The following is a 26,923-nucleotide window of genomic DNA, read 5'->3' on the forward strand; positions in this document are numbered from 1 at the left end:
ATGGATATCCTGCTGCTCAATCCGAACACACGCGCAGATATCACCGACCTCATGCTGAAGGTCGGACAGCGTGCCGCTGCGCCGGGAACATCGTTGATACCTTTCACCGCGCCGCGCGGCGTGCCCTACATATCGACGCGCGCCGAAGCTCAGATCGGCGGAGCCGTAGCGCTGGAAATGCTCGCGGAACGCCACCGGGAATCTGACGGTGCGATCATCGCGGCCTTCGGCGACCCCGGACTGTTTGCAGCCAGGGAACTGTTCGACATTCCCGTCGTCGGCATGGCCGAGGCCGCGATGCTCACGGCATGCATGGCTGGGCGTCGATTTGGCCTTGTGACATTCGCCCAGGCGCTGGGCCCCTGGTTCGAGGAATGCGTTCGTTCCCACGGGCTCTGGGAACGATGTGCGGGCATCCGCATGCTCGATGGCCCGTTCCGTGAGATCGCCGAGGTGGGGGCCGAAAAGGAAGACCTTCTGGTTGAACTTGCGAAGCGGGCTGTGGAGGAGGATGAAGCTGACGTCCTTATCTTGGCTGGCGCGCCATTGTCGGGACTGGCCGAGCGGGTCGCCGATCGAATTCCGGTGCCTGTCATCGATCAGGTCGTTGCAGCTGTGAAACAGGTCGAAGCCCTGCACGCGCTCCGGCTGCGAAAAGCGAGCGCGGGGACATTTCGCCGGCCCGACGCGAAACCGTCGAGCGGCCTCGCAGCTCCGCTCGCCGCCCGCCTTGAACATCGCGACGCTTGATCAGATAGGCTGCGGACGATGACAAAAGCCCAGTTGCTCTTCGATCCGACGGCCGAATGCGAACAATTTGGACTCTTCCCCCGGGACGCCAATGATCTGAACGCCGAACGGCTTCTGATCCGGCCGTCTCGGCGTCGGCAAGGTGAGCACCGGGAAGCCGACCAGCGAGACGATGAAGGTGACGGCGAGATAGTCGATCGGCGTTTCGAGGCGCATATCGTCGATCAGCATCACATCGCCCTCGTCGTTCTTCCAGGGAAGAACCGATGCCGCGGGCACGACAAGGAAGTCCTTGCGGGAAAATACGTCGCGAAAACTGCGGAAGATCGCGGTGCGCCGCCGCTCGGCGGCGAGATAATCCTGCGCCGTAAGATGGGCGCCCGCCTCGATGTTCCAAATGACGGTCGGCGTAAGCTCGGCCCGCCTGTCCCGCAGCAAAGCGCCATAACTGTCGGCGATATGAGCGGCGCGCAGCGTACGGAATGCTTCGATGGCGCCGCCACAGTCGGGGGAGAATTCTTCGAGATCGGCGATGCGGCAGAGCGCATTGCAAACCGCAGCAAACCGCGAGCAGACTTCCTTCGCAACCGGTGCGACGCCGAAGTCAGGCGTGACTGCCAGCTGCGGCCGTCCCGCCGCAGCCCCCGTGCGAGGCTCGGTGCCGATGGACAACGGATCAAGAATGTCGGGTCCGACGCAGGCAGAGAGCCCAAGTTCGAGATCGTCGACGCTGCGCGCCAGAAGACCGTGCGTCGCGAGCATGTCCCAGCCAAGGGCGCGCGCGGGCGCCGCTATCCGGCCGGGTGTCGGGCGCATCGAGGCTACATCGCAGAAACTTGCCGGCGTACGCACCGAGCCACCGAAATCGGTGCCGTGAGCGAGAGCGGCCATTCCCGTTGCGACGGCCACGGCAGAACCGCCCGAGGAGCCACCGGACGTCAGCGCAATATCGAACGGATTGCGCGTTGGCCCGCACAGCCGATTTGTGCACACCGCGCCAAAACCGAATTCCGGCGTGTTGGTCTTGCCAATGATCACAGCGCCTGCCTGCCGAAGCCTCGCTATGACAAGTTCGTCCTGCTCCGGGACATTGTGTTGGAACAGCAACGATCCATACGTCGTGCGCAAGCCCCTTGTGTTGGTCAGGTCCTTCACGGCGATCGGAACGCCATGCAGAGGTCCTGTCGGCCCGCGTGCCGCGTCGCATGTGTCGGCTTGACGGCGCGCACCATCCGCATCGACGGTGATGAAAGCCGAAAGCTCGGCGTCGCGCGCGGTGATGCGCGCGAGATGGGCCTCAAGCACAGCACGTGCAGAAATCTCGCGCCGCGCCAAAGCCTTGGCAAGAGTGGCGGCCGTCAATTCGCAGAGATTGGCTTCAATCGTCATCGAGTAAGAATGCACGAACTCCGCGGAAATGACGATAGCACAGGCATGGGATTTGCTTTCCCACTAATGTCGGGAGGAATGCCCCATGGCTGAAGCAAAGGGCGGTCGTTCGCTCGTATTGGACGCGATCACGCACCGCTATCCCGGTGGCGCGATCGCAGTGGAAAATATCAATCTCGACGTGAAGGGAGGCGAAATCATCGCATTGCTCGGCCCGTCCGGCTGCGGCAAGACCACGCTGCTGCGAATCGTCGCCGGCTTTATCGCTCAAACCCAGGGGCGGATCATTATCGGCGACGAGATCGTCGACACGTTGCCACCCAACAGGCGCGCCGTCAGCATCGTCTTCCAGAATTACGCCCTGTTTCCGCATCTGACTATCGCCGAGAACGTCGCCTATGGCCTCGCTGCCCGCGGCGTCGACACGGCGACACGTCGGCGCGAAGCGCAGCGCCTGCTCGAACTCGTCCAGCTTCCGGCGATGGCCGAACGTCTGCCGCGCCAACTCTCCGGAGGCCAGCAACAGCGCGTGGCATTGGCGCGCGCACTAGCGATCCAGCCATCGATCTTGCTGCTTGACGAGCCCTTTGCGGCGCTCGACAAGAACCTGCGGCTCGATATGCAGATCGAAATCAAGCGATTGCAGCGGGTGTCAGGCATTACGACACTCATTGTGACGCACGACCAGGAAGAAGCGCTGTCGATGGCCGACCGCGTCGCCGTTCTCAGCCAGGGACAGCTCGAACAATTTGGATCGCCATCCGACGTCTACGACCGCCCGCAGACCTTGTTCGTGAACACGTTTGTCGGCTCCACCAACCGCATGCCGGGCACACTGGTGTCGGCCGATCCGACCGGCGCGAAAGTTCACCTCGACGCCGGCGCCGAGATCATCGCGAGACCCGCGTCGAAGTCAATGGCGGAAGGCGGCCGTGTCACGGTTTGCATTCGACCGGAGCATTTGCAATTCGTGACCGACGATTCCGGCTTCGCCGGCGTGGTCGGAATGGCCCTGCCGCTCGGCGCCACTGTCGTACATGAAGTAACGACGGCCGATGGTTCAGGCGTGAAAATATCCCAGGCGCGCTTCGGCGATACACGCCTGCTGGAGAGTGGCGTTGCGGTGCGTGTTGCACCACTCGCTGCTGCTCTCGCCACCGCTTTTCCGGCATCACTTTGAGAACCGCGTCAGACTACAACGGGAGTAAAACCTCATGATCAATCGCAGAACACTTCTAACGACCGCATTGACGCTCGGGGCCATGAAGGCATTCCCGGGACTAAGCTATGCCCAGGCCCGCCCGCTGGTTTTCGCCACTTTCACGGGTAGCTGGGAGGAGGCCCACAAAGCGGTGCTGGTGCCGGCCTTCCGCAAGGCGAACGCCGATGCATCGATCGTGCTCGACCCGATGCTGTCCGTCGACCAGATCGCAAAAGTGAACGCGGCGCGTGCCAATCCGCCGATCGATGTGATGCTGCATGATCCAGGTCCGGCGCTTGTTGCGATCGGGCAGGACATCGTCGAAGCGTTCCCGGTCGAGAAGAGTACTTACTACAAGGACCTCATTGCCGAAGCACAGGAGCCGATGGGACCGGCACCGTTCTTCCAGGTCGTCGGGCTCACCTACAATCCCGACACGATCAAAACTCCGCCTACCTCGTGGGCCGATCTCTGGAAGCCGGAGTTCAAGGGAAAAGTCGGCATCACCAACCTAAATTCGACGCTGGGCACCGGATGGCTTGTCGAAATCGCCAAAATGCATGGGGGCTCGGAAGCCAATGTCGATCCCGCGTTCAAGGCATTGGAAGCGCTGAAGCCCAATCTGGCAGCGGTCGCGGCCAATCCGGGCGCATTGGCGACGCTGTTCCAGCAGGGGCAGATCGATATCTCGCCCGGCAATTTCAATGCCATCCAAATCCTCAAGGCGCGCGGCGTTCCCGTTGAATTCGTGGCACCAAAGGAAGGCGCGATCGCCTTCAAGACCACGATCCATGTCGTCAAAAACTCGCCGAACAAGGAGCTCGCTTTCAAGCTTATCGAAGCCTCCCTCTCGCCGGAGGTACAGACGACCCTGATGAATTCGCCGTATCTGATCGTGCCGACGAATTCAAAGGTCCCGATGGGCGGCGAGATCGCCCGCGTGCTGGCGAAAGACACGGCGGAATTGAAGAAGAAGTTCGTCTTCCAGGACTGGAAGAAGATCAACGAGCAGCGTTCCGCCTGGATCGAACGGTTCAACCGCGAAATCAAGCTCTGAGGACCACGACCATGGCTGCCGCATCGGTGCCGCGCGACGTCACATCATACGGCATAGGGCTGGCCGCACCGCTGGCGCTGTTCTTTCTGGTGTTCTTCGTCGCGCCATTGGTGCAGCTCTTCGTTCTGTCGCTGCACAACGATGCGGCCGGTGTCGTCTGGGGCATCGGCCAGTACGTTCATTTCCTGACCGATCCATTCAGCCTGAGCGTACTCGGCTCGACGCTGCTCCTGGGCGCGGAAGTGACCGCCTTGTGCCTTGTGCTGGGCTTTCCCATCGCGTGGCTCTACCACCGGGTCGGATCGCGCGCCCAGACGCTCATCATCCTCATCGTCTTGCTGCCCCTCCTGACGAGTGTCGTCGTACGTACCTTTGCGTGGATCGTCATTCTGGGCCGTCAGGGCATCATCAACTCGACGCTCCTTTCGATCGGTGCAATCGACACACCAATGCGCCTTCTCTACACCCAGGCCGGCGTGGTCCTTGCCCTCGCCCAGGTGCAGATGCCGCTGATGACATTGCCGCTCATTACGGCGCTCGGGCGTATTGACATGAACCTCGAGGACGCATCCTGCTCGCTCGGCGCAGGGAGCTGGCGCACCTTCTGGAAGGTGGTTCTGCCGTTGTCGCTGCCCGGCGTTATCGCCGGTTGCACGCTGACCTATGCCGCCGCTATCACAGCCTTCATCACGCAGTCCCTCGTTGGCGGTGGACAAATGCTCTTCATGCCGATGTATCTCTACCAGCAAGCCTCGACACTGCAGAACTGGCCATTTGCGTCCGCGATCTCGATCATTTTTCTTCTCGCGGTTCTCGCCGTCGTGACTGTGTTCGGCATGCTCGGCCGGTTGTCGCGCGGATATGGTGGGGCCTGACCGATGGGCGGCCGGAAACGCACATGGGAGGCGATCAGCTTCGAAGTCGTCATGACGGCGGTCGCGCTGATCGCACTGATCGTCATCATCGCGCCCTCGCTTGTCGTCCTGATCGTCTCGTTCACCAACGGATTCTCGCTCAAATTCCCGCCACCGGGTTATTCGGCGCGATGGTACGCCGAGCTATGGAACGCATGGCAATTGCATTTTGCCGCAAAGAACAGTTTTGTCGTCGCAATGTGGTCGACGGGCCTGTCCATCGTGCTCGGTGTTGCCGCAGCACTGGCCATTGCACGCTCGCCTACGCTATCGGCACGCGTACTGGACTCGTTGTTCATGTCGCCGCTGGTGCTTCCCGCACTCGCTTTTGGGCTCTCCGCCTTGATGCTGTTCTCGCTGGTAGGCCTGCCGGTATCCCCGCTCACGCTGGTCATCGGCCACACCGTTGTTTGCGTTCCCTATGTGGTGCGCAACACGGTGGCGGCGCTCGCCCAGCTGGAGACCACCCTGCTGGAAAGCTCAGCCATTCTCGGCGCCAGCCGTTTCTACACCTTTCGAAGGGTCGTGTTGCCCCTGATCCGCCCCGGGGTCATTGCGGGCGCGTTCATCGCCTTCATGTCCTCGTTCGACAATGTGCCGGTCTCGCTGTTCCTGCGGGGTGCGGCAACCGACATGCTGCCGATCCGGATGTGGCAGGACCTTGAGGGCAAGCTCGACGTGACGATCGCCGCATTGTCCGGTGTTCTGATCATCGCTACGGTGGCGCTCATGGCGATCATGGAGCGTGTCACCGGCCTGTCGAAGCGATTGACCAGCTGACGCGCGCCTCACGCTCCCCGAAACAGGGAATAGCCCCAGCGGGTGAACTTCATTGGCAGATGAAAATGCTCGTCCACCTCCTCAATCCTGAAGCGGAAGGGCGCGACGGTGAGGAAACTGGCGCCGGCTCCGCTTGCGAAGAATTCGCCGAGGTGAAAGCGAACTTCGTATTCGCCGGCCTCGATTCCCGATCCGCCTACGATTGGGTGATCGAGCTGGCCATTCGAGCCAAGACGGCCTTCCGCTACTCGCGTGGGCGAGGGTTCAATGCACCATATCTCGACACGCAGGCCCTGGGCCGGATGCCCGCTTGCGACATCGACTGCATGAATAGATATTCCGCCGGCCATTTTCACTCCTGCCCCTTGGTCCCCTGTCTGCCAGGCCCGGGCGCATGATACACGCACCCTTGGCAGGTCGGCCAGCACTCCTGCCAGCACTCGCGGCCATGACGTGGCTCCAGGCGCTCGTGGCGCTCGCGCTGTTTGCACCGGGAGCTGTCGCCCCCTCCGCCCATCTCGATATTCCCAGCCTTTCGATCTTCTCTACGGCGGTTTTCGCCGTCGGCGTCGTCACATCTTTTTGGACGGGTGGCCTGATCAACCGCATCGGATCTCTTCGCATGGCAAGCCTCTGCGCCGGCGCGGTGCTCGCCAGCATGGCACTCGCGGCGCTAGGAACAGGTCCTGCACTGCTTGTGGCAGGACTTTGCCTTGGCCTCGCCTTTGGCCCAGAGACCCCCGCCAGTACGGCACTGCTGGGCAAACTGGTTACCAATGAGCGGCGTCCCCTGGTTTTTTCGGTGCGCCAGACCGGCAATCAGATTGGTGCTGTCTGCGGCTCGCTTACGTTGCCGGCTATCGCTATCTGGCTTGCGCCGCAATGGTCTTACGCAGTGGTGGGGACCTGCGCTGTCGGCGGGATTATCTTATTCGAGTGGCTGCGCCCCCGATATGAAGGCCTGGCGCAAGCGCCTCCGCAGCTCGGCATGCGTGCACGGCTGGCGTTGGTAAGCTCTGATCGGCGTATCGCAGTGCTCGCGGCGGCTTCGATGCCCTTTAGTGGAATGCAGCTTGCCCTCAACACCTACTTTGTCTCGCTCGGTGTACGCGAACTCGGGCTCAGCCATCTCGAAGCGGGGGCCGCGCTTGCCTGCGCGCAAGCAGGCGGCTTGTTGGGACGCCTCGGGTGGGGCTTCCTCGCGATGCGTGTCAGCTCCGTGCGATTGGTACTGATCAGCCTCGGGCTGGGAATGGCCGTTTGTGCAGCCGTATTCGGGCTATGGGGCGATATGCTCGGCAAATCGGGACAATATGTGCTCGCCGCCGCCTTCGGTCTTACGGCCAGCGGCTGGAACGGTATCTTTCTCGCGGAGGTCGCCCGGCTTGCACCGCAAGACCGCATCGGCGAGACGACTGGAGCTGTGCTGACAGCTTCGTATGCCGGCTTGTTGGTGACGCCGGTCCTGATGTCAGCCGTTGAGGCCCTCGCCGGCCTTGCCGGCGCGTTCGTCGGCCTCGCGATCCTCGCGTTTGGTGGGACGGCAGCGCTCATCCGGGGAGGCGCACGATGAATGCGCACGAAATCGTCGCCACAGTCTCGAGCAAGCGCGCCTCAGCCGTCGAAATCGTTCGCGCCGCGCTGGATCGCATCGCTGCCGCCAAAGCGCTCAACGCTGTCGTGACCGTGGACACCGAGCGGTCGCTTTCGGACGCGGCCACGATAGATCGTCGCCTGCAGCTCGGTGAAAGCATGCCTCTTGCCGGCGTCCCCGTTGTCATCAAGGACAATATCTGGGTCGACGGCTGGCGGGTGACGCAGGGGTCTCGGCTTTTTACCGACTTTGTGGCGCCCTGCGACGCCATTGCCGTCGAGCGATTGAAGAAGGCGGGAGCTATCGTTGTGGGCATGGGCGCCACGTCTGAATTCGCCTGCAAAGGCGTGACGACGTCGTTGCTGTTCGGGCCAACACGGCATCCGCTCAATCCGGAATTGACACCCGGTGGCTCGTCGGGCGGCCCGGCAACGGCCGTCGCAGCCGACCTTGTACCGCTGGCAATCGGCACCGACGCTGGCGGCTCGAGCCGGCGCCCTCCCGCCCATGTCGGCGTTGTCGGCTTCAAGCCATCATATGGTGCCATTCCATATGGCCCGGGGTTCGCCGAGCCGTTTTTCGACATATCCGTGATCGCACCGATCGCTCGCAACGTCGCGGACACTGCGCTCGCATTTGAGGTGATGGCCGGCCCCGATGTCCGCGATTCTGATTCCGCGCTGGTTGAGACCGCAGATGCAGAATCGTCGGAGCTACGCATCGCATTCTCGCCGAAGCTTGCGCTGGATATCCCCGTCGATCCCGTCATCACCGAAAGGCTCGAGGCCATCGTCGAGCATCTCGGCGAAAAGGGACTGCGAATTGTCCGTCGAGACCCAGTCTGGCCGCAAGGCGCAACCGAGGAGGCGCTGATGCCTCTGCAGCATGTGGGACTTGCAGGGCTCTACGGCGCGGCCTTCCAAAAAGATCCGGCGCAATTCGACCCCGACGTGGCCAGGCAGATCGAACGCGGTCTCTCCTTGCGCGGAGTGGAGGTAACCGCCGCCCTCGGCGCAAGTGCCGCAATCAGAGCCGCGTTCGCCGCATTCTTTTGCGAGTTCGACCTTCTGCTCGCCCCGACCGTTCCCTGTGTTGCTTGGCCTCTTGTACAACTGGGCCCCAAAATGGTCGGTGGCAAGGAAGTAAGCCCTCGGGCTCACGCCGCCTTCACGCCTTTCGTCAATCATGCGCGCTTGCCCGCAATTACAATTCCCTGCGGGCACGATCGTAGCGGCCTTCCGTTTGGTATTCAGATCATCGCGCGAAGGAGACGGGACCGGATGTTGCTGCACGCGGCAATGCGCATTGAGGCTGAGATACGCACGCTTCCTCGCTGACTTGTCCCAGCTATCATGAGCAAGCTGGTTCTGGATTCATCAAGCGTGAGTTGGCCAAATCGAACATCCACAGGTCAATGACCGCTTTGCGGCCATGACCGGTCGTTCGCATCGATCTGCGGCGCTGATTTCAGTTCGAACCAACGGCGGCTCTCGGCTACCCGAAATCTAGCACTTCTGGTGAGGCACGAAGCGCGCTGTTAGGAAGTAACCACTGATGGGTAGGCTGCCGGCGTCATATCAACGAAGGTGTGTTTCAGTCGTATCGCTTCTGGGCGAGCGCTCCTTCGAGGATTGCGAGCGACAGTGCGTGCGCGGTGGTCGCACGCGGATCGCCAGACAAGCCCTTGTTTCCGGTCTTGCAAAAACGTTGAACAACTGTTTTGTTCAACAATGGAGGTTGTCATGGTTGTGCGGACCCGCACGTCGACAGAGACCGAGGAGCACATTGCGCTTAAGCGCAACCGGCTCGTGCTGGAGCAGGCGCGCGCCGTCGGGCTGCTCGGTGAGGCCAAGAACACCCGCTTGTCCGGCCGCGTGCCGGCAGGCCTGATCGAAGCGGCAAAGAAGCGGGCTCACATATCTTCCGATACCGAACTTCTAGAGCTCGCATTGTCGCGTTTGGCGCTCGAAGACGATTTCGGCGCGCGTCTTGTCCGGCGCAAGGGAAGCGTCCCGGCAGATATCGATCTTGCCATTTGATCTCCAGGGAACGTTGCGGAGGCTGAAGCCGCGTTCGGAGCGGTTGACGCGACGAGCAGATTCCGGCTTGCCTGTTTCATCGGGGCGAAAGCGTCATCAGGCACTCCGGGGCTCCGTTTCCTGGAAAACGCTTCGTTGAGCGACCGCGATGAGGGAGTTGGCTCCGGAGAGCGGCTCTGCCGGAGACCGGCACTGGGGGTTTCATGCCTCGCCGGCCCCGAGGAAGGCAGAGATGGGCTGCGTGGCGCGCGGCAGCGGCCGTTCGATCAGGCGCAGCCGCAGTGGGCCAAATTCGACGTTGCGTTCGGCACAATTGGGGATTTGCTCCATGCTGACCCAGATCTATGAGATTTCCAGCCCGGAGGAAGCGCGGGGCGTTTCGGAGATCGGTATCGACCACGTAGGGGTTCTGGTCGGCGACGGCGAGTTTCCGCGCGAACAGCCGCTCGCTCGGGCGGCGGAAATTGCGGCTGCGATGGCGGCGCCGGCGAGGTTTTCGGCGCTGTTTCTCACAGCGCGAGCGGACTTGATCATCGAATGGGCGCGCGCGCTTCAGCCCGCGATCGTCCACCTTGGCGCAGCGCCTGAGCTGCTCGCTCCGGATCAGGTGGCCACAATCAAAGCTGTGCTGCCGGGCAGCCTGATCATGCGGAGCGTGCCGGTCTACGGGGAGGAAAGCGTCCGCATCGCTCGGAGCTATGAGGGCGTTGCGGACTATCTTCTGCTTGACAGCCACCGCCCCTCGGACAAGCAGATCGGCGCGCTTGGCGTGCCGCACGACTGGAGCATCAGCCGACGCATCGTCGAAGCGGTCGGCACCTCCGTCATCCTCGCCGGAGGCCTCGGTCCCGAGAACGTCGCGCAGGCGATAGGCATGGTTCGGCCCGCCGGCGTCGATTCGAAGACGAAGACCGACAGGGAAGGCTCTCACGCCAAGGATTTGGAACGCGTGAGGCGGTTCTACGAAGCCGCGCGTGCCGCTGCGGGCCGTCCTGATAGGTTCGGGCTGGATCGCAGTAGGTGAGCTTGTCCGTTATCGCGCTGCTACCCTTACAAATCTTAGTTTTACAATTTTGCTCCTGTCTTTTGTTTACCCCATACGGGGCCGGGAGTTTTAGAAAATCCTTACAAAGGCGGTGAGCACTCTGGGCCTAGCGCTCACCGCGGTGCTTCCGGATTACAGGTGATCCCCAAGGCGAACGGGACTTGCGGTGGCCGTCACCCATTTTAATGTGCGTTGGCAGCAAATACTCACCGCCGCAAGCGCTCTGGACGTTCGCCAATCCGCAGGTTTCGAATAATGCCGCGCGAAAAGCGAGTTTCGCACTTGGTGACAAAACCGGCCAGCAAGTTCAGCCTATACGTGAAGAAGATTCGCGCCAACGCGCATCGCCTGCGGTCAAGAGCCCGCGAGGGCAACCCCGCAATACTTGAAGATGTAGATATCGTCCCCGATGGGCGTAATGGGATTTCGGAACGGTCCATATTTTTCCGTAATCTTGCTCTTTTCGTCATATGGCCAGTCGTCTTTGATCCGGTCCGGCGTATCCGACGGACCATTCCCATTGCTTGCGATTCTCCAGATCACGAAATGGCGGCATGTCCCAACATCCGTTCCCTGCGCCGCTTGCGCGGCTGCCACACAGAGTTCCCAATGTTTCTTGATATGGGGAACGGTTAATTCCTGTTCGGTTGGATGCCGCGGTGGCGCAAATCGCGACGGGTCCTCCAGATAGCGATCATAGGCGACCGCAGCGACGAATTTCCGACCATCCGCAAGAGCCGACTCGTTGCCGCCGGGTGCCCTGAGCGTTCCGCTCTCACCGAACACGACTTCCGCGCATTTCTCCTTGCTGAGTTCGGCGTCACTCCTGACAGCCGCCTTGGGTGATGGCGTTCCGAAGACCTCCAGAGTGAGGCAATTCACTTCATTCGAAGGGGATCTGACGATCAACGAGCCGATCTCGTTGGCCACAAACCCCGCCTTGCCCAGATTGCCCGTCTGGGCAACCGGAATAGTCCCTAGATGGCGGCCCGCCGGGTCATATACTTCAACGAAACCTGCGAACGCGAAGATCGAAACATGAAGCAGAAACCCTTCAACCGGCTGCTGGAAGGTGATGACGGCTTCAAATCCGAGTCCGGCGCCCACGAAACCACCGTCATCCCGTATTGGGATGGGAGAAACGTTACCAAAAAAATCCCTGACCAGAATGGTTACGCCACCTTGTGAGTACGGATTAGCCAACGGAATGCCGACGGGGAAAAGTTGAAAGTTCAAAAGCATTTTCGGTCCTTGAATACAATTGCGAAGTACGAGCTGGAATGAATTTACGATGCGCTAAGGCGTCGAAGCGCGAGACATCCGTCAGCTCGAGTCGACGTTCAAGAAGATAGGCGCGTAGATTTCGATAATTTGTGCGGACACATCCGGCGGACGATGCTCGCCGAACACCTGTGAAGCATCCGGCTTTTCAGCGGCCGCCTCGGCCGGAAAGAAAGCCTGCCAGGGGATCCTGCTTCCACTTGTCGATTTGGCTGGCCTTAATGTCCGGGTTGCCAACGCGAACGGTGAGAATGCGGCCGATCAAGCTCTTCTCGTTCGCGAGATTTGGCGGCGACGCGGTGCCGAATGAAACCAGCCGCACGGCCTTTGGTCCCGTTTCGTAGCCAGCCGGCGAGTGATAGAGCCCGACGTAAGCCTCTTCGTCCGTCCCCGAAACGCTGGCTACGCTTTTTGTCAGCAACAGGAGATTGAGGAGGCCCTGATTTTCTTTTCCGGCGATCCGTGCGCCGGTGCCCATCAGCTCATTTGTAGCGAGCCAGACTAGCGCGTTGCCCGCAGACGCAAGTCGCAATTGTGTGTTCGTGTTCGGATCAACGGATAGATCAAGCGACGTCAGCGGAAGTTTGCTGGTGCGGCCAAGCACCTCCGCATTGGGCATGAACTGAGCCCAGCGACCTTCGGTCGCCTCCGAGACCTGAAGTACGGTACTGACCTTCCGACTTCCGACTACGGTTCCCGTCTGGGAATCGATGACGAAGTCGATTTCCAGTTCGGCCGCCGAGCTGTCTTGTCCCGCAAAAAGGTCTGGATCATTGAACCATTGCGTTTGCCACGCCGTTCGCCATGGAAGATCGTTTGGCTTGACCAGCACCATGATTTCGTACCACGCGTATTGTTCCGGCTTGTCTGGAGCGATGCGCGAAAGTCGGCGTGCGGCGAGGATGCGCAAGTCGAATGAGGACTCGCCAATACTGAATTGATCGGTGATGCTGCCGGCCGCGACTTTTATGCTCCACGACTTCTCCGACCAACTGGCCTCAACGCCAACCTCAGTTTTCGGCGTGTTGCCGAATAGCAAATTTCCAACTGCCCTCAATTTTAGAAGGGCATTATCCGCGCTCGCCCTAATCGAATGCAGCGTCGCGGAGACTTGCGGCAGGTCGTTTGTCGACTTAACCGGCGTTTTTCCGGATTTGCTCCAATAGTCAGTGGTGCCTTCTGCGATCACGAAACGGCGGAATGCCAGCTTTCCCATCCACCACGCGGTCACATCGTCCGCGACAAGGTCCGGCGCTCGAATGATGAAAGAGCTGTTGAGGTAGAGCCCGGTTGCCGTGCCGGTGTCGAAGCTGTGGCCAAGCGGACCGGCGACCGCGAGCGGAACTGCCGTTCGTAGATTTTCGGAATCCGGCGTCGTCTTCGGCTTTTTGCCCAACCCATAGGTTCGCAATAACGGATCGGGACCCATCTCAGCCGCGGCCCTCGCAACAACGCCCGAATTCGTTATGAGCTTCTTGCGATACGCGGTTTCGACTTCGGCGAGCATCCAGTCCGCGAGGCCGGCATGCTCGAACCAGGCGCCATCGGCGACCGCCAGCACGCCGGCGACGGGCGAGATCGCCTCACTCTCACGCAGCGCGCGCGTCAACGGAATAAGGGCGCGGATGCCCGGCTTCGGTACGGCGTTCGGTTGCTTCGCCGGCCGCAACACGCGATACCATGGTGTAGTCCATTTGCCGCTCGCACTCTTCCATTCCGCGGCTCGCGTCGTAACGACCACGCGCGCCGCTGCGTAGGCGGCCGCATACCGGCTCGATGCGACGACCCCGAAACGCATATAGCGCGCGGTGTCGAGGCGCGCGGGCGAGCGAAGTGCAATGCGCGTTGGCTGCGGCTTGCTCGCAGCCACGCCCTTGGTTATCTCGATCTTTTCGTTGACGGGGACAGCAACGCTCTCGTCATCCAGCGTCTCATCAAGGCGCTCGGCGAATCCCGCGACGTCCCACAGCAGGGCGTACTGCGAGGGGGACGGCGGTTCGGCGACGCCAGGGTCGTCCGGATCCTGCGGCGGGAACCGGTTCAAGTCCGACGCCTGCATGAACGGAAATGGCATCAGCGGCCTGCCGGTCCACCGCCACGCCTGCGAGCCGACGGTGATCTCGCCGACCGCATCCATCGCGATCGACGGCGCCCGCTTGAAATCCAGCCGAATATCGCCGGTGTGCTCGTCGAAAGCCGTCGGCGCCTCGCCCACGATGCTGCTACTGATCGTGACTGCCAGTTCGTCGTCGGCGGGAAGGCTGACCGAAGCCGCTTCCACGGCGAACGCGTGTAGGGCAAACAGGCGATACTTGGTGCCGTCAGAATCCGTGACCAACACCGCACCCGTACTGTCCTGAAGCGCCGCCTTCTCCAATACGACGCTGTCGAACCGGCGCTTTCCGGCAGGAGCAACCCCGCCGGTAAAGAGCTCGTCGGCCACGGCAGCGAACAGACGCACAATGACGACATCGCCTGTGGCGACCCAAATACTGTTGTCAGATTTGTCGAAAACCGGCTTCGCGCGGCTGCGGTCGAGTATGCATGTCAAATCGATCGGCTTGCGCTTTTTCGCAAACGGCTGTTTCGGGTCTAGGTCCGGTTCCCACTTCCACGACCATTCGATGAATTCGGGCTTGAAATCCGCTACCGCGCTATCCGTCAGCGCACCGTCGCGGCGAACACGGGTCGCCGCTATGGCGAATGCGCCAACCGCGGGATCTTGGAGATCCAGTGAAGCCTTGATTGTCTTGATCTCGTCGCGAAGGGCCTTTGCCTTCGCCATATCACCAGCAGCCACTTGGAGTTCGGCCTCCTTGTCATGCAGCAGCGCGACTTGGGCGTGGTGATGAATGCGTACGCCCTTGCGAAACTCGCGCAGCTTTGTCCGGTCCGGTTCATTCGTTATCGCTTCCTCGAGTGCGAGCCAGCGGTCGAAGTCTTCCAGCGGTGTCACCGGTGCGCTGACCTGTAACTTTAGCTCGCCGCAATTTATTCCTTCCGGCTTGTTGACGAGCGGATCGCCCTTTTCGTCGCTGAGCAGCAACGCTGTCTTCATCTTAAGGGCGCGATCGGGCAAACCCGACCTCTTGTCCCAAGGCTCAATCGCGCGCGTGGGAACCAAGATCTCTTCCGCCAGAGGTTTTGTCGCTTTTGGGAGAACCATCGGATGGAATACGCGGCCCTGTTGTTGTACTGGCTCAAAGTGCGACGCCACGTGCAGTGACCCAATGCCCGTCCGACGCAAATACGCGAACTGCCGTACGAAGGCGCGCCCTGCAAAGTTCGGCAGCTTGGCCGGGTCCAGGATCGCGGGATAGTCGTCACGCCGAATAGGCTCGGGAAGCGCGCCGTGATTTGAGATACCAAACGGCGCGACCTCGTACGTCGCTCCGTAGGCGAGAAAAGGCAGCAACGTTTCCGCCGGAGGGGTAGTTTGGACTACGGGTTGGAGTATACGCAAGATACGCGGTTGCGGATCTTCGCCGGTCTGATCCTCGGTCGGGGCATCGGCAAGACTGTCGCCGACGATCGGCCGGTTGTCATACACGACAATGGCCTGAGGCATCTTGCTCGTATAGCCGACCGGCAAAGCGCCCATGACGGTTCTCGGCGCGGTTTCAAACGTCACCTCGATTGCAGCGGCGCCGTAGGCATTGTCCGGATTAATTTCAGCGAACATTGCAGTCAGGCACCGCCAATCGTCAGGCGGCTGCGACCGGCGCATCAGCACACCGAACCCAGCGATGTCTTCATTGAAATCCGGAGCATCTCCCGGGCCCACGACCAGACGGTCGATCTGCAGGGCAATCGGATGCGCATCGGCGGCGAGATCGCCCTTCAACAGCGGCCCACTTCCACCATCCTGTTGAGGCTCCCTGAACCATTCTTCGAGCCGCACCTTCAGCGCGGAATCTACCCTGTCACTGATGATGTCGCGCGCCCCAGCCGGCAACTTTCCCATGCGGCCGTGTGTATTCTGATAGACTATCTCCAGGCCAGCGGGCATGCCCTGGGGTTCGCAAAGCGTCCCGAGCAAGTACGCCGCGATCGCTTCGCGGATGTTTCCCTTCTGGCCGGCCTTCCCTTTCAGCACCTCGATGTCGCGGTCGCTGTTGTTGGCCGCCTTTTTCCAAATCCCCTGCTCGTCGCCCCAAGGAAGATCGATATTTGCTTTGCGCAAAATCTCCACCAACCTCAACCCGCGACTCAAGAGGGCATCAAAAGCCGTGCTCGCGGCCGAGAACCAAGCTTCAAGGTCCGGGGCGGCCTTGCGCCACATCGCAATCTGCAGCGCGGCCGTAGTGGCCGGCGATGCCGCCGCATCGACCACGCGGCGCAATGGTGCGGGATCGAACGGGCCGATCGCGGTGGGGTCGATAGCGACTGCTTCGGCGATTGCCTTGACGAACGCATCACCGGTCACCGGCAACTCAAGAAGCGGGCCTAAAACACCGGCGAGGACATCGAACCATTGCAGGGCATCGCCAGCGCCCGTGGCAAATCCTTTGCGGAAGTCGCGGTCATATTTTGTGACGGCCGCCAGCAGGGCTTTCTTCTGCGTGTCATCAAGCGGCCTTCCGGTTCGGAACTCGTCAACAGCCCAATTTACCTGTTCGACAATGGCTGCATGTGCGGGCGAGCCGTTCGGGCCCTTCACGACCTGGTCGGTCGAGTGAGCGACGCAGCCAGGACCCACAACATCCCGCAGCGCGAGCAATACCGCGTCCGAGATCAGCAGCGCACCAAACTTGCGATCGTTCTTTGCGATCTCTTTGGTGAGCAGAAAGTCCGCCGCTTTGGCGTCGTCCTCCATCGCCTGCAGCACCAACTGCGGCAGGTTGAAGGTATCGGCCAGCATTTCCGGTAGGCTCGCCAGCCAATCGTCGAAGCCGACGCCGTCGCGGCGATCGCCGGCGGCGCCGTCGTGACGCCGGGCGACCCAGAGCGTATCGCGCTGGAGAAAGCTAGAGCTGCTGGTCAGGGCTTCGTCAAGATTGACGGCGCGGCAAACGACCTCGATTCGATGCCCGCCAAAATCGGATTGATATGGAATCGTCGCAATGTTCGGCCGGTACTGGTTCCAGACAACCGGATCGGCATGGTCATCGAACTTCGGTTCGAGCCATGCGCCGGTGCCACGCGGCTTGAATCGCGGTGCAGCGACTACGAGAGCTATGTGCTCGTCCGGCGCTGGCTTCACGTTGGACAGTTCGGCGAAGCGGACCAAATTGAGACGCCCATGCGGAACAGGCGCCGGGAGAGACGCCAGGCCCGCCATGAAGGCTTCGTAACGGAAGTTCGCGGGCAGATTGCTGTCATGGTCGATTTCGCCGATCTGCTGCGGGCCGTTGGCGTCGTCCCAACCCGCCAGCTTGAACGGCTCGAGAACCGTGAACTTGTCGCTACGAGGCGGCTTGGAAATAAGATCCGAGAGCGCCGTGTAAAGCAGGCCTTGAAACACCGAGTCGGTAAGCTCAAAGTTTGCGTGTTTGGATGCGTCGCTGATCGTCGGAATGAGAATTGGCGCAGCCGTGACACCGGCTGGATCTGTTTGATCGGGAATCATGCCTGGTTTCGCCGCGGCCCACAGGAATGAAAATTGGAGCTCGCCGCCGATCCACGGAAACAGCGGCCCCGCGCCTTTACCCAGCGCGTCGAGGTATTGGTCGAAAGTGAGCGGGCCCGATTCACCAGGTTTCAGCAGCGGTCTTCCAGCAACGTCCTTGAAGAGATCCTCAAGTTTGGCGTCCAACTCGGCGTCGGTTTCGCCCAGCGATTTTCGCACGGCCGCTCCGGAGAACCGCGCGCCGACAACGGTCTTGTTCTCGTCGGGAGCGCGCAGTAGGTCGCAGAACAATACGATCTTCATTGGCGGCCCCTGTCAGGCGAAGTTATCTAGATAGTGCGCAGACGCTGTGCTGACGCTGCTGCTGCTACCCTTTTTGAGATAGTAGGTTACGCCTTGGCGGACTTTGATCTCGCAGCACCAGCAGATCTTGAAGCTAACCTCGATAGTACCGCGCCCGATCAGCGAGCCGTCCTGCTGGTAGATCAGTTCCAGCAGCAGATAGAGACCGATATTGAATCGGCCGAGGATCACGATCCCACCGCGAACGAGAAAGATAACCGCGATCGAGAAGCTGTTGCCGGTGCCGCTCTCGAACTCCACATAGGCGCCGACCATGACGAAGACGTATCCGCGGCAGGGACCGAACGCGAAATCCAGACCAAGCCCGGCGGTAAGGCCGATCGAGACGGCGCTCGTCAGCTTGCCGCTGGATGGGAAGTACTTCGCGCGTGTCTCAAGCCATCCGCCTCCCACGAGAATCCAGACGCGCAGGACGAAGGGCTCCTTCTTGAGGCCAAGCGCCAATGTCGTCCCGAGCGCGAAATCGGCGCGCTTGCCGCCGCTACCCTTAATCATCAGAAGTTCAAACGAACTAGAGAACCGCAGCCCGGTAATGGAGAACGCGCCAAAGGAAAGCGGCGGCAACGGCAGTTCGACGCGGGCCGCAAGACCCGCCGGTGCGCCGTTGTCTTCGAGCATTTCTAGGAAGAAGCCGGAATTCGGATCGCTGAATGATTTGATGAGGTCAGACAGGAACTTGATCGCCTTGTCGAAGCGGACGCGGGTGGGGTCAATATCGACGTCCAGACCTTTTCCGTTCTCGAAGAACACCCGCGTCTGTTCCAACGTGACGAGCGGCTGTCCGCTGAACGCGAGTTCCCAATCACCCACGACTTCAGCCTTTGTCGTACGCCTGGTCTTGCCGTCGATGCCGACCGCGATGTCCGCCAGCGCATCGAAACCTGAATCGAGCACGGAGAGTTTGAGTGGGCCAAATGCGAATATCTCGGCCCGTTTCGGGAACGGAGCCTTTGCCTCGGCCTTGGCCCACGCCGTGAGGCTGGCCTTGTCGAACCCATGCGTGACCTTAACCTTGTCGTTCAATGATGGCGGCAGACGAACGTTCTTGAACAGGCCGTCGAGCTTGAGCCCGCCGAGATCGGGAAAGATCTTTCCGAAGTCGATCTTGTCCAGATCCTTCGGGATCAGGCGATCGAGGAATTCGCCGGTCGGCACTCGGATTCCCAGGGCTTTCAGGTCGTCGCCCAGGCGATTCATCAGGCCGACGACGGGAGAGCTCTTCACCGCATCGCGCGCATCGTCGAAGAAATAGGCGATGCGGTCACGATTGAACTTGAGGTTCGGTAGAATCGGGGACGAGCCGGCGGCACGGATCAGCGCCAAGGTCTCGTTCGGATTCTGAAAGGTGGGCGCGCTGGCAAGCCGCTTGTACCCTTCTTCCAGCACGCGGATGTCATCGGCAAGCCCGGGCGGGATCTTGTCACGGAGCCCATTGACGATGTCGGTGGCGCCCTTTTTCAGCGCTTCGGAAGCCTTTTCAATCGCCGCGGCGAGATTGCCTGCCTGGCCCCGAATCTGTGCGATCGCACTGTCGATGGCATCTACCAGCTTGCTTTCCAGATCACCGACGGTAGTATTCGCGGCTTGCGTCGCCTGATCGAGCGCGCCCTTTAGTTTCAATTCCTGCTGATCGATGGCGACGCCGATTTCGTCCAGCAGACCGCCGACTGCCGTCAACACGTCGTTGACGACTTTATCGACTTTGGATCGCAGATCGATCGCAATCTGCCTCAGCGCCTTTAGCTCGTCCGCCACCTTTTGCTTGATCACCGGGATGCCGGATGCGGCGTCACCGCAAATGACGTGAATCTTCTTGATCACGCCGTCATATGTCGCTTCGAGGCCCAGCCCGAATTCGGCCAGCGCCGTGTCGGCGGCGGCAACCAACCTAGCGGCTTCGTCGGTCAGACACTGCATCTTATCCGATACGGCGCCAATGACCGCAACGACATCATCGACCGCCTTAACAACTGCATCGCGCGCGTTGACCAGCGTTTCACCTTGGCGAGTGATTTCCGCGACGACGCTGTCATGAGCTGCATTCAATGCGTCGCGTGTATTCCTGAGAAACTCCTCGAGCTTCTTCTGGTGGGGAAACAGCTTGGCATCCTTGATCGCTTTCGGAAGATCGCGGCGCGCCAGCCGGTCCGCCGCGTCAAGTGCGGCAAGCGCCTTGGAATTGTATTCCTCATAGAGTGTTAGCAGGCGCCGCCAGTCCGCCTCTGCTATTCTTCCCTTGAACTCGATGGCGTCGCGCACCAACGCGCCATGAGACGCGTCGATTTCTTGCCGCAGAGCTTTGACGCTCTGATCAAGCCGCGCCAGTCCTTCCCCGATCATGCTGATCGCGCTGAAGATGGTTAGGCGGACCGGCGCGAGCGCTTCCTCGATCCGGCGGGCCAGCACTTCCGCCTTGTCGGCATCGACTCCGTCGAGGAATTCATCTAGCCGCCCGACGACCTTGTCGATTTCGCTGGACAGCGTGTCCAGCCGGGACAGCAGGGCTTTCTCAATCTCCGCCTTGAGGCGCGCCTGGACCTGGTCCCTGGCATCGGTCCAGCCGGACTTGGCGCCCTCAAGGTTACCCTTCGCCCGGTCGGCGGCCGCCGCGATCGTCTTGCGTAGCGCCGCGGCTTTGCGATGGATCAGGTTCTTCACCTCGCCGAGACGATCGATTTCCGAATTGATCGCGTCTTTGATTTCATCTTCGCTCTTCCCGGCCGCGCCCAGTAGATTTCCTAAGGCTGTGCGGCCGACCGACAAGGCTTCGTTGAGAACGTCTTCCAGACGACGGGCGTCGCCAAGGATGCGATCGAGCTCCTGGCGAAGCGCCAACGCCTGTCCGGGCGCCCCACCGCTGGTTCCGGTCGGTCCCGACCGCACCATGGTGACGGTTTCGAACACCACCCCGATCGGGTCTGCGCTAGTTCGCGCGGTTACGAGATTTGCTGCGGCATTCTCGGAGTCGATGTCAAATGTGCAGCTTCCAAGCAGCGGATCGCGCATGATATCGTCAGGCGCTTTTCCGTCCGGCGTATTTGGATCCAGATCGGGCTCGCCTACCGGAGCTGGATGAGGGACGTTGATGTAATCGATATCGGGCCGCGGCGGCCACAGATTCGGGTTGTCCCCGTCCTGCTTGCGCGTCGACGTGAAAAAGACGAGCTGGTGCGGCTTCTTGAAACGGCCCGGAATAGTGGCGGCGGCATCGGTTTGGGCGCCGGTGAGCTGCAGGCGAACGTCCGGCTTGGGATAGATGTCCGGATCCTCTCCCTCCTTCCACAACGGCACGATCCGGCCGTCCGGGACGTCGCGCCCCCAGCGGCTGTTCACCGCGATCCGCCGCGTCCGGAACAGGCACGCTTCGACAAAACCGCGGGTCTTGAGCGCAGCGCCGTTTTCCGGATACGCCCGCTCGGATTCCAGGATGTCAACGTATTCCTGCACTTTGCGCAGGACGGGCCGTCCGAAATGCTGGCCGGCCTGCTCCTTGTTGAACTGATCTGGAGGAAGAACGGTTCTCTGGTAGACGATGACGTGTTTCGCCACGTTCCAGAACACGCCGATGCGTCCGATACGTTCGACCGCATAAGTGTGGGTGCGGCCGAAGTCGGTATCGGATACGATCCTCGTCTTGCCGTTGGCAAAAAAGGCGCGCACGAAGCCCGAACCGCCGAGCGCGGAGAACGCCGGATCGATGATCTGGCCGCGCGTGCTGACGGGTGGCAAGGACGAGTCCTTGTCGATCAGCTCGTCGTAGATATTCTTCGATTCGAAGCCCCAGGTCGCTCCGCCCTTGAGGCCCGGAGACGCGCTTTTGTAATTCCACGGTTCCTGATCGAGGTCGGCCGCGGGATCGTCGGCTTTCGCCTTTACCCGCAAGGTAAAAGCGACCGTCTCTTCAAGAGCCAGCGGATCGTCGCTGCCTTCGCGGTACGATTCGAACAGTGCGACCCGCGTTCCCCACACCTTGGTGAAGGACGCGGACACGCCACGGAAGCGGTCGTACAGTTCCGCTTCCACCAGCGGCTGCTTCGAGGCCGCAATGTTCTCTATCGTTTCGGTATCGTCGAGCAGCGACCGCGTAATCCCGCGCGGCCGCGCCGGCAACGGATCGCGTACGCCGCCGATGCGGGAGCCGACTTCCGCGAGACGCAGAGAGGGCCCCGTGAAACGCGAGGCCAGTCCGTACAGGAATTCAAACCGCGCCGTGTTGATTCCCGCACCCGGCGCACGCTGGCCAGCAAAGCCAAGGACGCGCCGCAAATTCCACGGCGCTTCCGCATACCGCTGCTTGAAATAGGAAGAGTTCAGACGGAGCCGCGCCGTGGTGCCCAACCGGTAGTCCAGGGTTTTGGCGCTGACATTGTCCGGCGACACCGCGGGCCACGGCTCTCCTTTTTCTGCCGCCTCTCCGACCGCCTGCGGCGGGAAAAACAGATCGAAGCCGTCGCTGATCCTGGCGATCTCCCAGCGCGATCCTTCCAATTCGGAAGTCTGCCAGTTGGCGACCTCGCCGTCATTCTCGGCGACGTCGGGACTCTCCAGCTCGAATGCGGGAACGTCCACCAGCGCAACGGTCATCGGCTCGGGATCGATCACGATGGTGCGGTAAGCGGGACTTGCTACGTTGGTGGAAGCTCGCCTGTGAAGGGTCAGGCTAAGGCGGCGATTCTTGCTGTTCCTGGTGACCTCTTCACCATGCAGGAAAAACGGAGTATCCTTCGGGGGCTGCACGGGAAGGATCTTGGTCCTTGGAACAGGGTCCACGATCACGATCGGCGGCTCGCGGCGGAGATCGCCTTCGATCCGCTTTTCCCGCCAGATAGCCTTGTAACTCGGATTAGCCGTGCCTTCGGACGTAGCCCGCGCCAGCTCCTCAACGATCGCATCGAACGCCTGGCCCGCATCCGGCACCGCATCCTGCGAACCCGGCAACACGCCATAGAGATCGAACCGGTCGATACGCGCCGCGATGCGTGGAATCGCTTCGCCGTGCCGCGGTAGCCGCGCTCGCCCCGACTTGCCCTTCGGATCGCGTTCCGCGCTCGAACTGCTCGCGCGTGCCGGATCCGCCGAATCGAAGGTGACGTTGTATCGAATCTTGATTCGTCCCTGGTCGTCGTCTGGGCCCCCCAACACCCGTGGATCGAACTTCTCCGGAACGTCCAGATCTAAGGCCCCGATCCTGACCTTGCCGCCTGCAAGCCCCTGAGCGAGACTCTCATCCGTTTCCATGACAATGGTGATTTCCGGCCGCTTGTTCGCATCGGGCGGCGGAACGTCGAACCACTCGAAGGTTTCCTCGAAATGCTGCCGCTCGATCGTTATTTTCAGACGGCGGCGAACGACCTTGCCGTCATGCGTGATCAGGCCCGGAAATATGGCGTCGGCGGCAAGCTGAACGACCTTTGTAAGCGGCCGCAGCACCACAAGTACTGGCGGCATCGAACTGTGGCTCGAAACCTGCTGGACGACGTCAAACAATGCCTCAAAATCGGCGTCAATCGCCTTCTTGAAAGGGATTACATTCTCCAGCAACGGAACAAATGAAAGATCACGCGCATCGTCGACGGTCCGAAGCGCCGCAAGATATGGCCTTGCAACGCACTCATTCCAGACCGAAGCGAACACAGAAGGCGGGAGCGGCCGAACTCGCAGATAGGAAAACAATGATTTGTCGGCCCTACCGCTGAGCGTCGTCGTGTCCGTCTGCCATATCGAATCTTGTATCAGGTCAAAATCGATGTCCTTCGAAACGCCAATCTGGGTATCGAGAGCTGGAAAATCAGGATCGAGAACGAGTGTTGCCGTACCCTCTTTCTTTGAATCCTTTGCACCGACGGCAACGTTTGCCCGCACGACGCAATGATCATGCTTGGCGCTGCCGCCGTCTCGGCGCCGCGTGCCTTCGAACCGGAGGCCAATTGCACGCGGATCCGGAAAGTCGGCGCTCGTATCCAGGTTCGCATGGTCCTTAAACAGAACCCCGGTTAGCTCCTTCAAACTATTTGCAAGGATCGGGAAGTTCAGATGCTCGATGACCGGCTTTGCATTTGTGCCGAAGATACGAAGATCGAAATCGGTGGGGTTGCTAGGATTCGATAACTGCGCCAGCGAAACCCGATCTTCAAGCCCTGCGTCCACGTTGGGGGGAAAGGTGCCCTCATAATTGGTGGTCGAAACTGTCAACCCTACGTTTAGCGAGCCATCCGCTGCGAACATTTCCTTCACCAGCGTGCGGATATCGAACCCGCCGAGGAATTCCGGCTTGCCCGGGACCGCTACTGGAATTTGGTCATACCGCACCAAAGGAAACGGGCGCGCCAAGCTGAAAATAAGACTCTCGGGAAAACCGTTAAAATAGTCGAACAATCCGTCAAGGGCTCGCGCACTGAACCTCAGATCGCTTTCGCTACCGTCGAACAGTTGAATATAGTCAAAACTCTGCTTCTGCAGGTTTCCCGAGTAAGCGAGCTTCCCTGCGGAATCGAGACCTACCTCCAGCACAAGCTTCCGGCTGCCGTCTAGTTGAACGTTGTAAAGGCGCGCTGCGAGCTTCTTTATCGCCAATGTGCCCTCCCGAGTTCATGATCTATGGTCAGCACCAAGCTGCGCTTGTGCACTGCACTTATTTCTTGGCTGAGTTGCTTGTCCTATTCGGCCCGAAGGTCTCAACTTTTGATTTGCAATAGCTTATGTGCCGTAAAAATATCGGCGGCATCCGCTCAACAGGCATGACATCCGGACCGCGCCGAGCAACGGAAAAGGTCGGATTTACCGCTGCCGCTACAGCCGCAAATTGTCCATGCGTTATCGGCCTGCGCCGAATGCCGTTACAGTATCGAAGGAAGAATTCCCAAGCCCGATTGTTCGGAGGTTAGGGCACTCATTTTGGTTGTTCAAGCGAAAAATACACCGAATAGAAATAACACGTCAAAGATGTTGCGGAGCAATGCGACTGTCCGCCGCAAGGAGCGGCACGACGCGGTTACTACGGAGTGGTCGTCTTTGCGTGGCGACCACCGACTATCCAAGCCTAGTCGGCGGTATGGGTTTCGGGCGGCGTCGGGCGAGCTGCGGCCTCTCGACCTACAACCTTACTTCGTGCCGGCCGAGTGACCACCGCCTCGGTCGTGAGCAAGAGACCGGCGACGGAAGCCGCGTTCTGGATCGCGGTGCGGACGACCATGGTCGGATCGATGATGCCCTTGGTGACCAGGTTGCCGTACTCGCCGGTCTGCGAGTCGAAGCCGTAATTGTACTGGTCCTTCTCGAGGATCTTGCCGACGATGACGGAGCCGTCTTCACCAGCGTTGACCGCGATCTGGCGGGCCGGCGCGGACAGCGCCTTGCGCACGATCTCGACGCCGGTCTTCTGGTCGTCGTTGGCGGTGCGGATGCGCTTGAGCTGCTCGGAGGCGCGGAGCAGGGCGACGCCGCCGCCCGGCACGATGCCTTCCTCAACCGCCGCGCGGGTTGCATGCATCGCGTCATCCACGCGATCCTTGCGTTCCTTCACCTCGACTTCGGTCGCGCCGCCGACGCGGATCACGGCGACGCCGCCCGCGAGCTTGGCCAGACGCTCCTGCAGCTTCTCGCGGTCGTAATCCGAGGTGGTTTCCTCGATCTGCGCCTTGATCTGCTGCACGCGGGCCTCGATGTCGGCCTTCTTGCCGGCGCCGTTGACGATCGTGGTGTTTTCCTTGTCGCTCATCACCTTCTTGGCGCGGCCGAGCATCTGCAGCGTGATGTTCTCGAGCTTGATGCCGAGATCTTCCGAGATCGCCTGGCCGCCGGTCAGGACCGCGATGTCCTGCAGCATGGCCTTGCGGCGCTCGCCGAAGCCCGGCGCCTTGACCGCCGAAACCTTCAGGCCGCCGCGCAGACGATTGACGACGAGGGTGGCAAGGGCTTCGCCTTCGACGTCTTCGGCGACGATGACCAGCGGCTTGCCGGTCTGCACCACTGCTTCCAGCAGCGGCAGCAGCTCGTTCAGCGAGGACAGCTTCTTCTCGTTGATCAGGATGTAGGCGTCGTCCATTTCAACGCGCATCTTGTCGGCGTTGGTGACGAAGTAGGGCGAGATGTAGCCACGGTCGAACTGCATGCCCTCGACGACGTCGAGCTCGGTCTCGAGCGACTTGGCTTCTTCGACGGTGATGACGCCGTCATTGCCGACCTTTTTCATGGCGTCGGCGAGGAACTTTCCGATCTCGGCATCGCCGTTGGCCGCGATGGTGCCGACCTGGGCGATCTCCTCGTTCGAGGTGACCTTCTTTGAGTTCTTCTTTAAGTCCGCGACGACGGCGTCGACCGCGAGGTCGATGCCGCGCTTCAGATCCATCGGATTCAAGCCGGCTGCAACTGCCCGCACTCCCTCTCTTACGATCGCTTGAGCGATCACGATCGCGGTGGTGGTGCCGTCCCCCGCGAGTTTTCCGGTCCTTGTGGATGCCTCGCGCACCAATCGAGCACCCATATCCTGGAATCTGTCCTCGAGTTCTATCTCCTTTGCGACAGTCACCCCATCCTTGGTTAGCCGCGGCGCTCCAAAGCTCCTTTCGAGCACAACGTTACGCCCCTTCGGACCGAGCGTGACCTTCACTGCGTTGGCGAGGATGTCGACGCCACGCAAGATCGACTCGCGAGCATCCGAGGCGAAGACGACGTTCCGCACATTGAAGACGGGGGACGGCGCCGCCAGTCGTGGTACCTTGGATGAACGCTCTACGGCTTCGCTGTTCATGTGGGCTACGACTGCGTCGCTCGCAAGCGCCAATAACTTCAGCAGCAAGATCGAAAGCCCGGCTTCGATCTGACTCGCCGGAATTCCGATGCTACCGACCATTGCGGAGAGCCGGAGGGGATCGAAATCCTGCAGCTCATCTCGATTTGATGGCCTACGACTCACATGGTCTAGGTAGACCAGAAGGACGGT

At 60.9% G+C, this 26,923-nt stretch carries 15 protein-coding genes; 9 read left to right on the forward strand and 6 right to left on the reverse strand.

Annotation, left to right across the window (positions count from 1 at the left end; genetic code table 11):
- A complete protein-coding gene (locus V1294_RS33910; RefSeq protein ID WP_334503407.1) occupies positions 1-750 on the forward strand; it encodes an aspartate/glutamate racemase family protein in 750 nt (249 codons plus the stop codon).
- On the opposite strand, the gene V1294_RS33915 is transcribed toward V1294_RS33910, so the two are convergent.
- Entirely contained in the window at positions 751-2,139 is a 1,389-nt protein-coding gene (locus V1294_RS33915; RefSeq protein ID WP_334503409.1) for an amidase, read from the reverse strand.
- Positions 2,140-2,224: 85 nt separating this feature from the next.
- Between V1294_RS33915 and V1294_RS33920 the strand changes: the two genes are divergently transcribed.
- The 4 genes from V1294_RS33920 to V1294_RS33935 are packed head-to-tail and all read left to right on the forward strand — an operon-like array spanning position 2,225 to position 6,091.
- Positions 2,225-3,319: an ABC transporter ATP-binding protein gene (locus V1294_RS33920; RefSeq protein ID WP_334503412.1), complete on the forward strand. Its 1,095-nt coding sequence runs from the start codon at positions 2,225-2,227 to the stop codon at positions 3,317-3,319.
- A gap of 34 nt (positions 3,320-3,353) precedes the next feature.
- Positions 3,354-4,397, forward strand: a complete 1,044-nt coding sequence (locus tag V1294_RS33925; RefSeq protein ID WP_334503414.1) for an ABC transporter substrate-binding protein — start codon at positions 3,354-3,356, stop codon at positions 4,395-4,397.
- An 11-nt stretch (positions 4,398-4,408) separates the two neighbouring features.
- Positions 4,409-5,272, forward strand: a complete 864-nt coding sequence (locus V1294_RS33930; RefSeq protein WP_334503416.1) for an ABC transporter permease — start codon at positions 4,409-4,411, stop codon at positions 5,270-5,272.
- 3 nt (positions 5,273-5,275) lie between these two features.
- Positions 5,276-6,091 (forward strand): ABC transporter permease, encoded by an 816-nt coding sequence (locus V1294_RS33935; protein ID WP_334503417.1) that lies wholly within the window; start codon positions 5,276-5,278, stop codon positions 6,089-6,091.
- Positions 6,092-6,099: 8 nt separating this feature from the next.
- Here V1294_RS33935 and V1294_RS33940 read toward each other — a convergent pair whose 3' ends face one another.
- Entirely contained in the window at positions 6,100-6,441 is a 342-nt protein-coding gene (locus tag V1294_RS33940) for a hydroxyisourate hydrolase (protein ID WP_334504932.1), read from the reverse strand.
- 98 nt (positions 6,442-6,539) lie between these two features.
- Between V1294_RS33940 and V1294_RS33945 the strand changes: the two genes are divergently transcribed.
- The 4 genes from V1294_RS33945 (at position 6,540) to V1294_RS33960 (ending at position 10,748) form a co-directional block, all read left to right on the forward strand.
- Positions 6,540-7,664, forward strand: coding sequence for an MFS transporter (locus V1294_RS33945; protein ID WP_334503420.1), 1,125 nt, complete (start codon positions 6,540-6,542; stop codon positions 7,662-7,664).
- Complete coding sequence (locus tag V1294_RS33950) at positions 7,661-9,022, forward strand: amidase (RefSeq protein WP_334503422.1); 1,362 nt, start codon at positions 7,661-7,663, stop codon at positions 9,020-9,022. The genes V1294_RS33945 and V1294_RS33950 overlap by 4 nt, the downstream gene beginning before the upstream one ends.
- A gap of 405 nt (positions 9,023-9,427) precedes the next feature.
- Positions 9,428-9,724 (forward strand): hypothetical protein, encoded by a 297-nt coding sequence (locus tag V1294_RS33955; protein ID WP_334503424.1) that lies wholly within the window; start codon positions 9,428-9,430, stop codon positions 9,722-9,724.
- 328 nt (positions 9,725-10,052) lie between these two features.
- Positions 10,053-10,748 (forward strand): phosphoribosylanthranilate isomerase, encoded by a 696-nt coding sequence (locus V1294_RS33960; RefSeq protein ID WP_334503426.1) that lies wholly within the window; start codon positions 10,053-10,055, stop codon positions 10,746-10,748.
- A 375-nt stretch (positions 10,749-11,123) separates the two neighbouring features.
- On the opposite strand, the gene V1294_RS33965 is transcribed toward V1294_RS33960, so the two are convergent.
- The 4 genes from V1294_RS33965 to groL form a co-directional block, all read right to left on the reverse strand.
- A complete protein-coding gene (locus tag V1294_RS33965) occupies positions 11,124-12,011 on the reverse strand; it encodes a hypothetical protein (RefSeq protein ID WP_334503428.1) in 888 nt (295 codons plus the stop codon).
- A 187-nt stretch (positions 12,012-12,198) separates the two neighbouring features.
- Positions 12,199-17,922: a hypothetical protein gene (locus V1294_RS33970; protein ID WP_334503429.1), complete on the reverse strand. Its 5,724-nt coding sequence runs from the start codon at positions 17,920-17,922 to the stop codon at positions 12,199-12,201.
- A gap of 12 nt (positions 17,923-17,934) precedes the next feature.
- Positions 17,935-23,430, reverse strand: coding sequence for a hypothetical protein (locus V1294_RS33975; protein WP_334503430.1), 5,496 nt, complete (start codon positions 23,428-23,430; stop codon positions 17,935-17,937).
- Positions 23,431-25,021: 1,591 nt separating this feature from the next.
- Positions 25,022-26,662, reverse strand: a complete 1,641-nt coding sequence (groL, locus tag V1294_RS33980; protein WP_334504935.1) for a chaperonin GroEL — start codon at positions 26,660-26,662, stop codon at positions 25,022-25,024.
- Positions 26,663-26,923 lie beyond the last annotated feature (261 nt).

This window comes from Bradyrhizobium sp. AZCC 1678 (genome assembly GCF_036924765.1).
GTDB lineage: Bacteria > Pseudomonadota > Alphaproteobacteria > Rhizobiales > Xanthobacteraceae > Bradyrhizobium > Bradyrhizobium algeriense.

Bases quoted from the DNA above. Each gene is read 5' to 3' on its own strand.
- V1294_RS33920 (WP_334503412.1), top strand. From the start codon at position 2,225: ATGGCTGAAGCAAAGGGCGGTCGTTCGCTCGTATTGGACGCGATCACG.
- V1294_RS33915 (WP_334503409.1), bottom strand. From the start codon at position 2,139: ATGACGATTGAAGCCAATCTCTGCGAATTGACGGCCGCCACTCTTGCC.
- V1294_RS33960 (WP_334503426.1), top strand. From the start codon at position 10,053: ATGCTGACCCAGATCTATGAGATTTCCAGCCCGGAGGAAGCGCGGGGC.
- V1294_RS33950 (WP_334503422.1), top strand. From the start codon at position 7,661: ATGAATGCGCACGAAATCGTCGCCACAGTCTCGAGCAAGCGCGCCTCA.
- V1294_RS33940 (WP_334504932.1), bottom strand. From the start codon at position 6,441: ATGGCCGGCGGAATATCTATTCATGCAGTCGATGTCGCAAGCGGGCAT.
- V1294_RS33925 (WP_334503414.1), top strand. From the start codon at position 3,354: ATGATCAATCGCAGAACACTTCTAACGACCGCATTGACGCTCGGGGCC.
- V1294_RS33955 (WP_334503424.1), top strand. From the start codon at position 9,428: ATGGTTGTGCGGACCCGCACGTCGACAGAGACCGAGGAGCACATTGCG.
- V1294_RS33910 (WP_334503407.1), top strand. From the start codon at position 1: ATGGATATCCTGCTGCTCAATCCGAACACACGCGCAGATATCACCGAC.
- V1294_RS33970 (WP_334503429.1), bottom strand. From the start codon at position 17,922: ATGAAGATCGTATTGTTCTGCGACCTACTGCGCGCTCCCGACGAGAAC.
- V1294_RS33935 (WP_334503417.1), top strand. From the start codon at position 5,276: ATGGGCGGCCGGAAACGCACATGGGAGGCGATCAGCTTCGAAGTCGTC.
- V1294_RS33945 (WP_334503420.1), top strand. From the start codon at position 6,540: ATGACGTGGCTCCAGGCGCTCGTGGCGCTCGCGCTGTTTGCACCGGGA.
- V1294_RS33975 (WP_334503430.1), bottom strand. From the start codon at position 23,430: ATGCCGCCAGTACTTGTGGTGCTGCGGCCGCTTACAAAGGTCGTTCAG.
- V1294_RS33930 (WP_334503416.1), top strand. From the start codon at position 4,409: ATGGCTGCCGCATCGGTGCCGCGCGACGTCACATCATACGGCATAGGG.
- V1294_RS33965 (WP_334503428.1), bottom strand. From the start codon at position 12,011: ATGCTTTTGAACTTTCAACTTTTCCCCGTCGGCATTCCGTTGGCTAAT.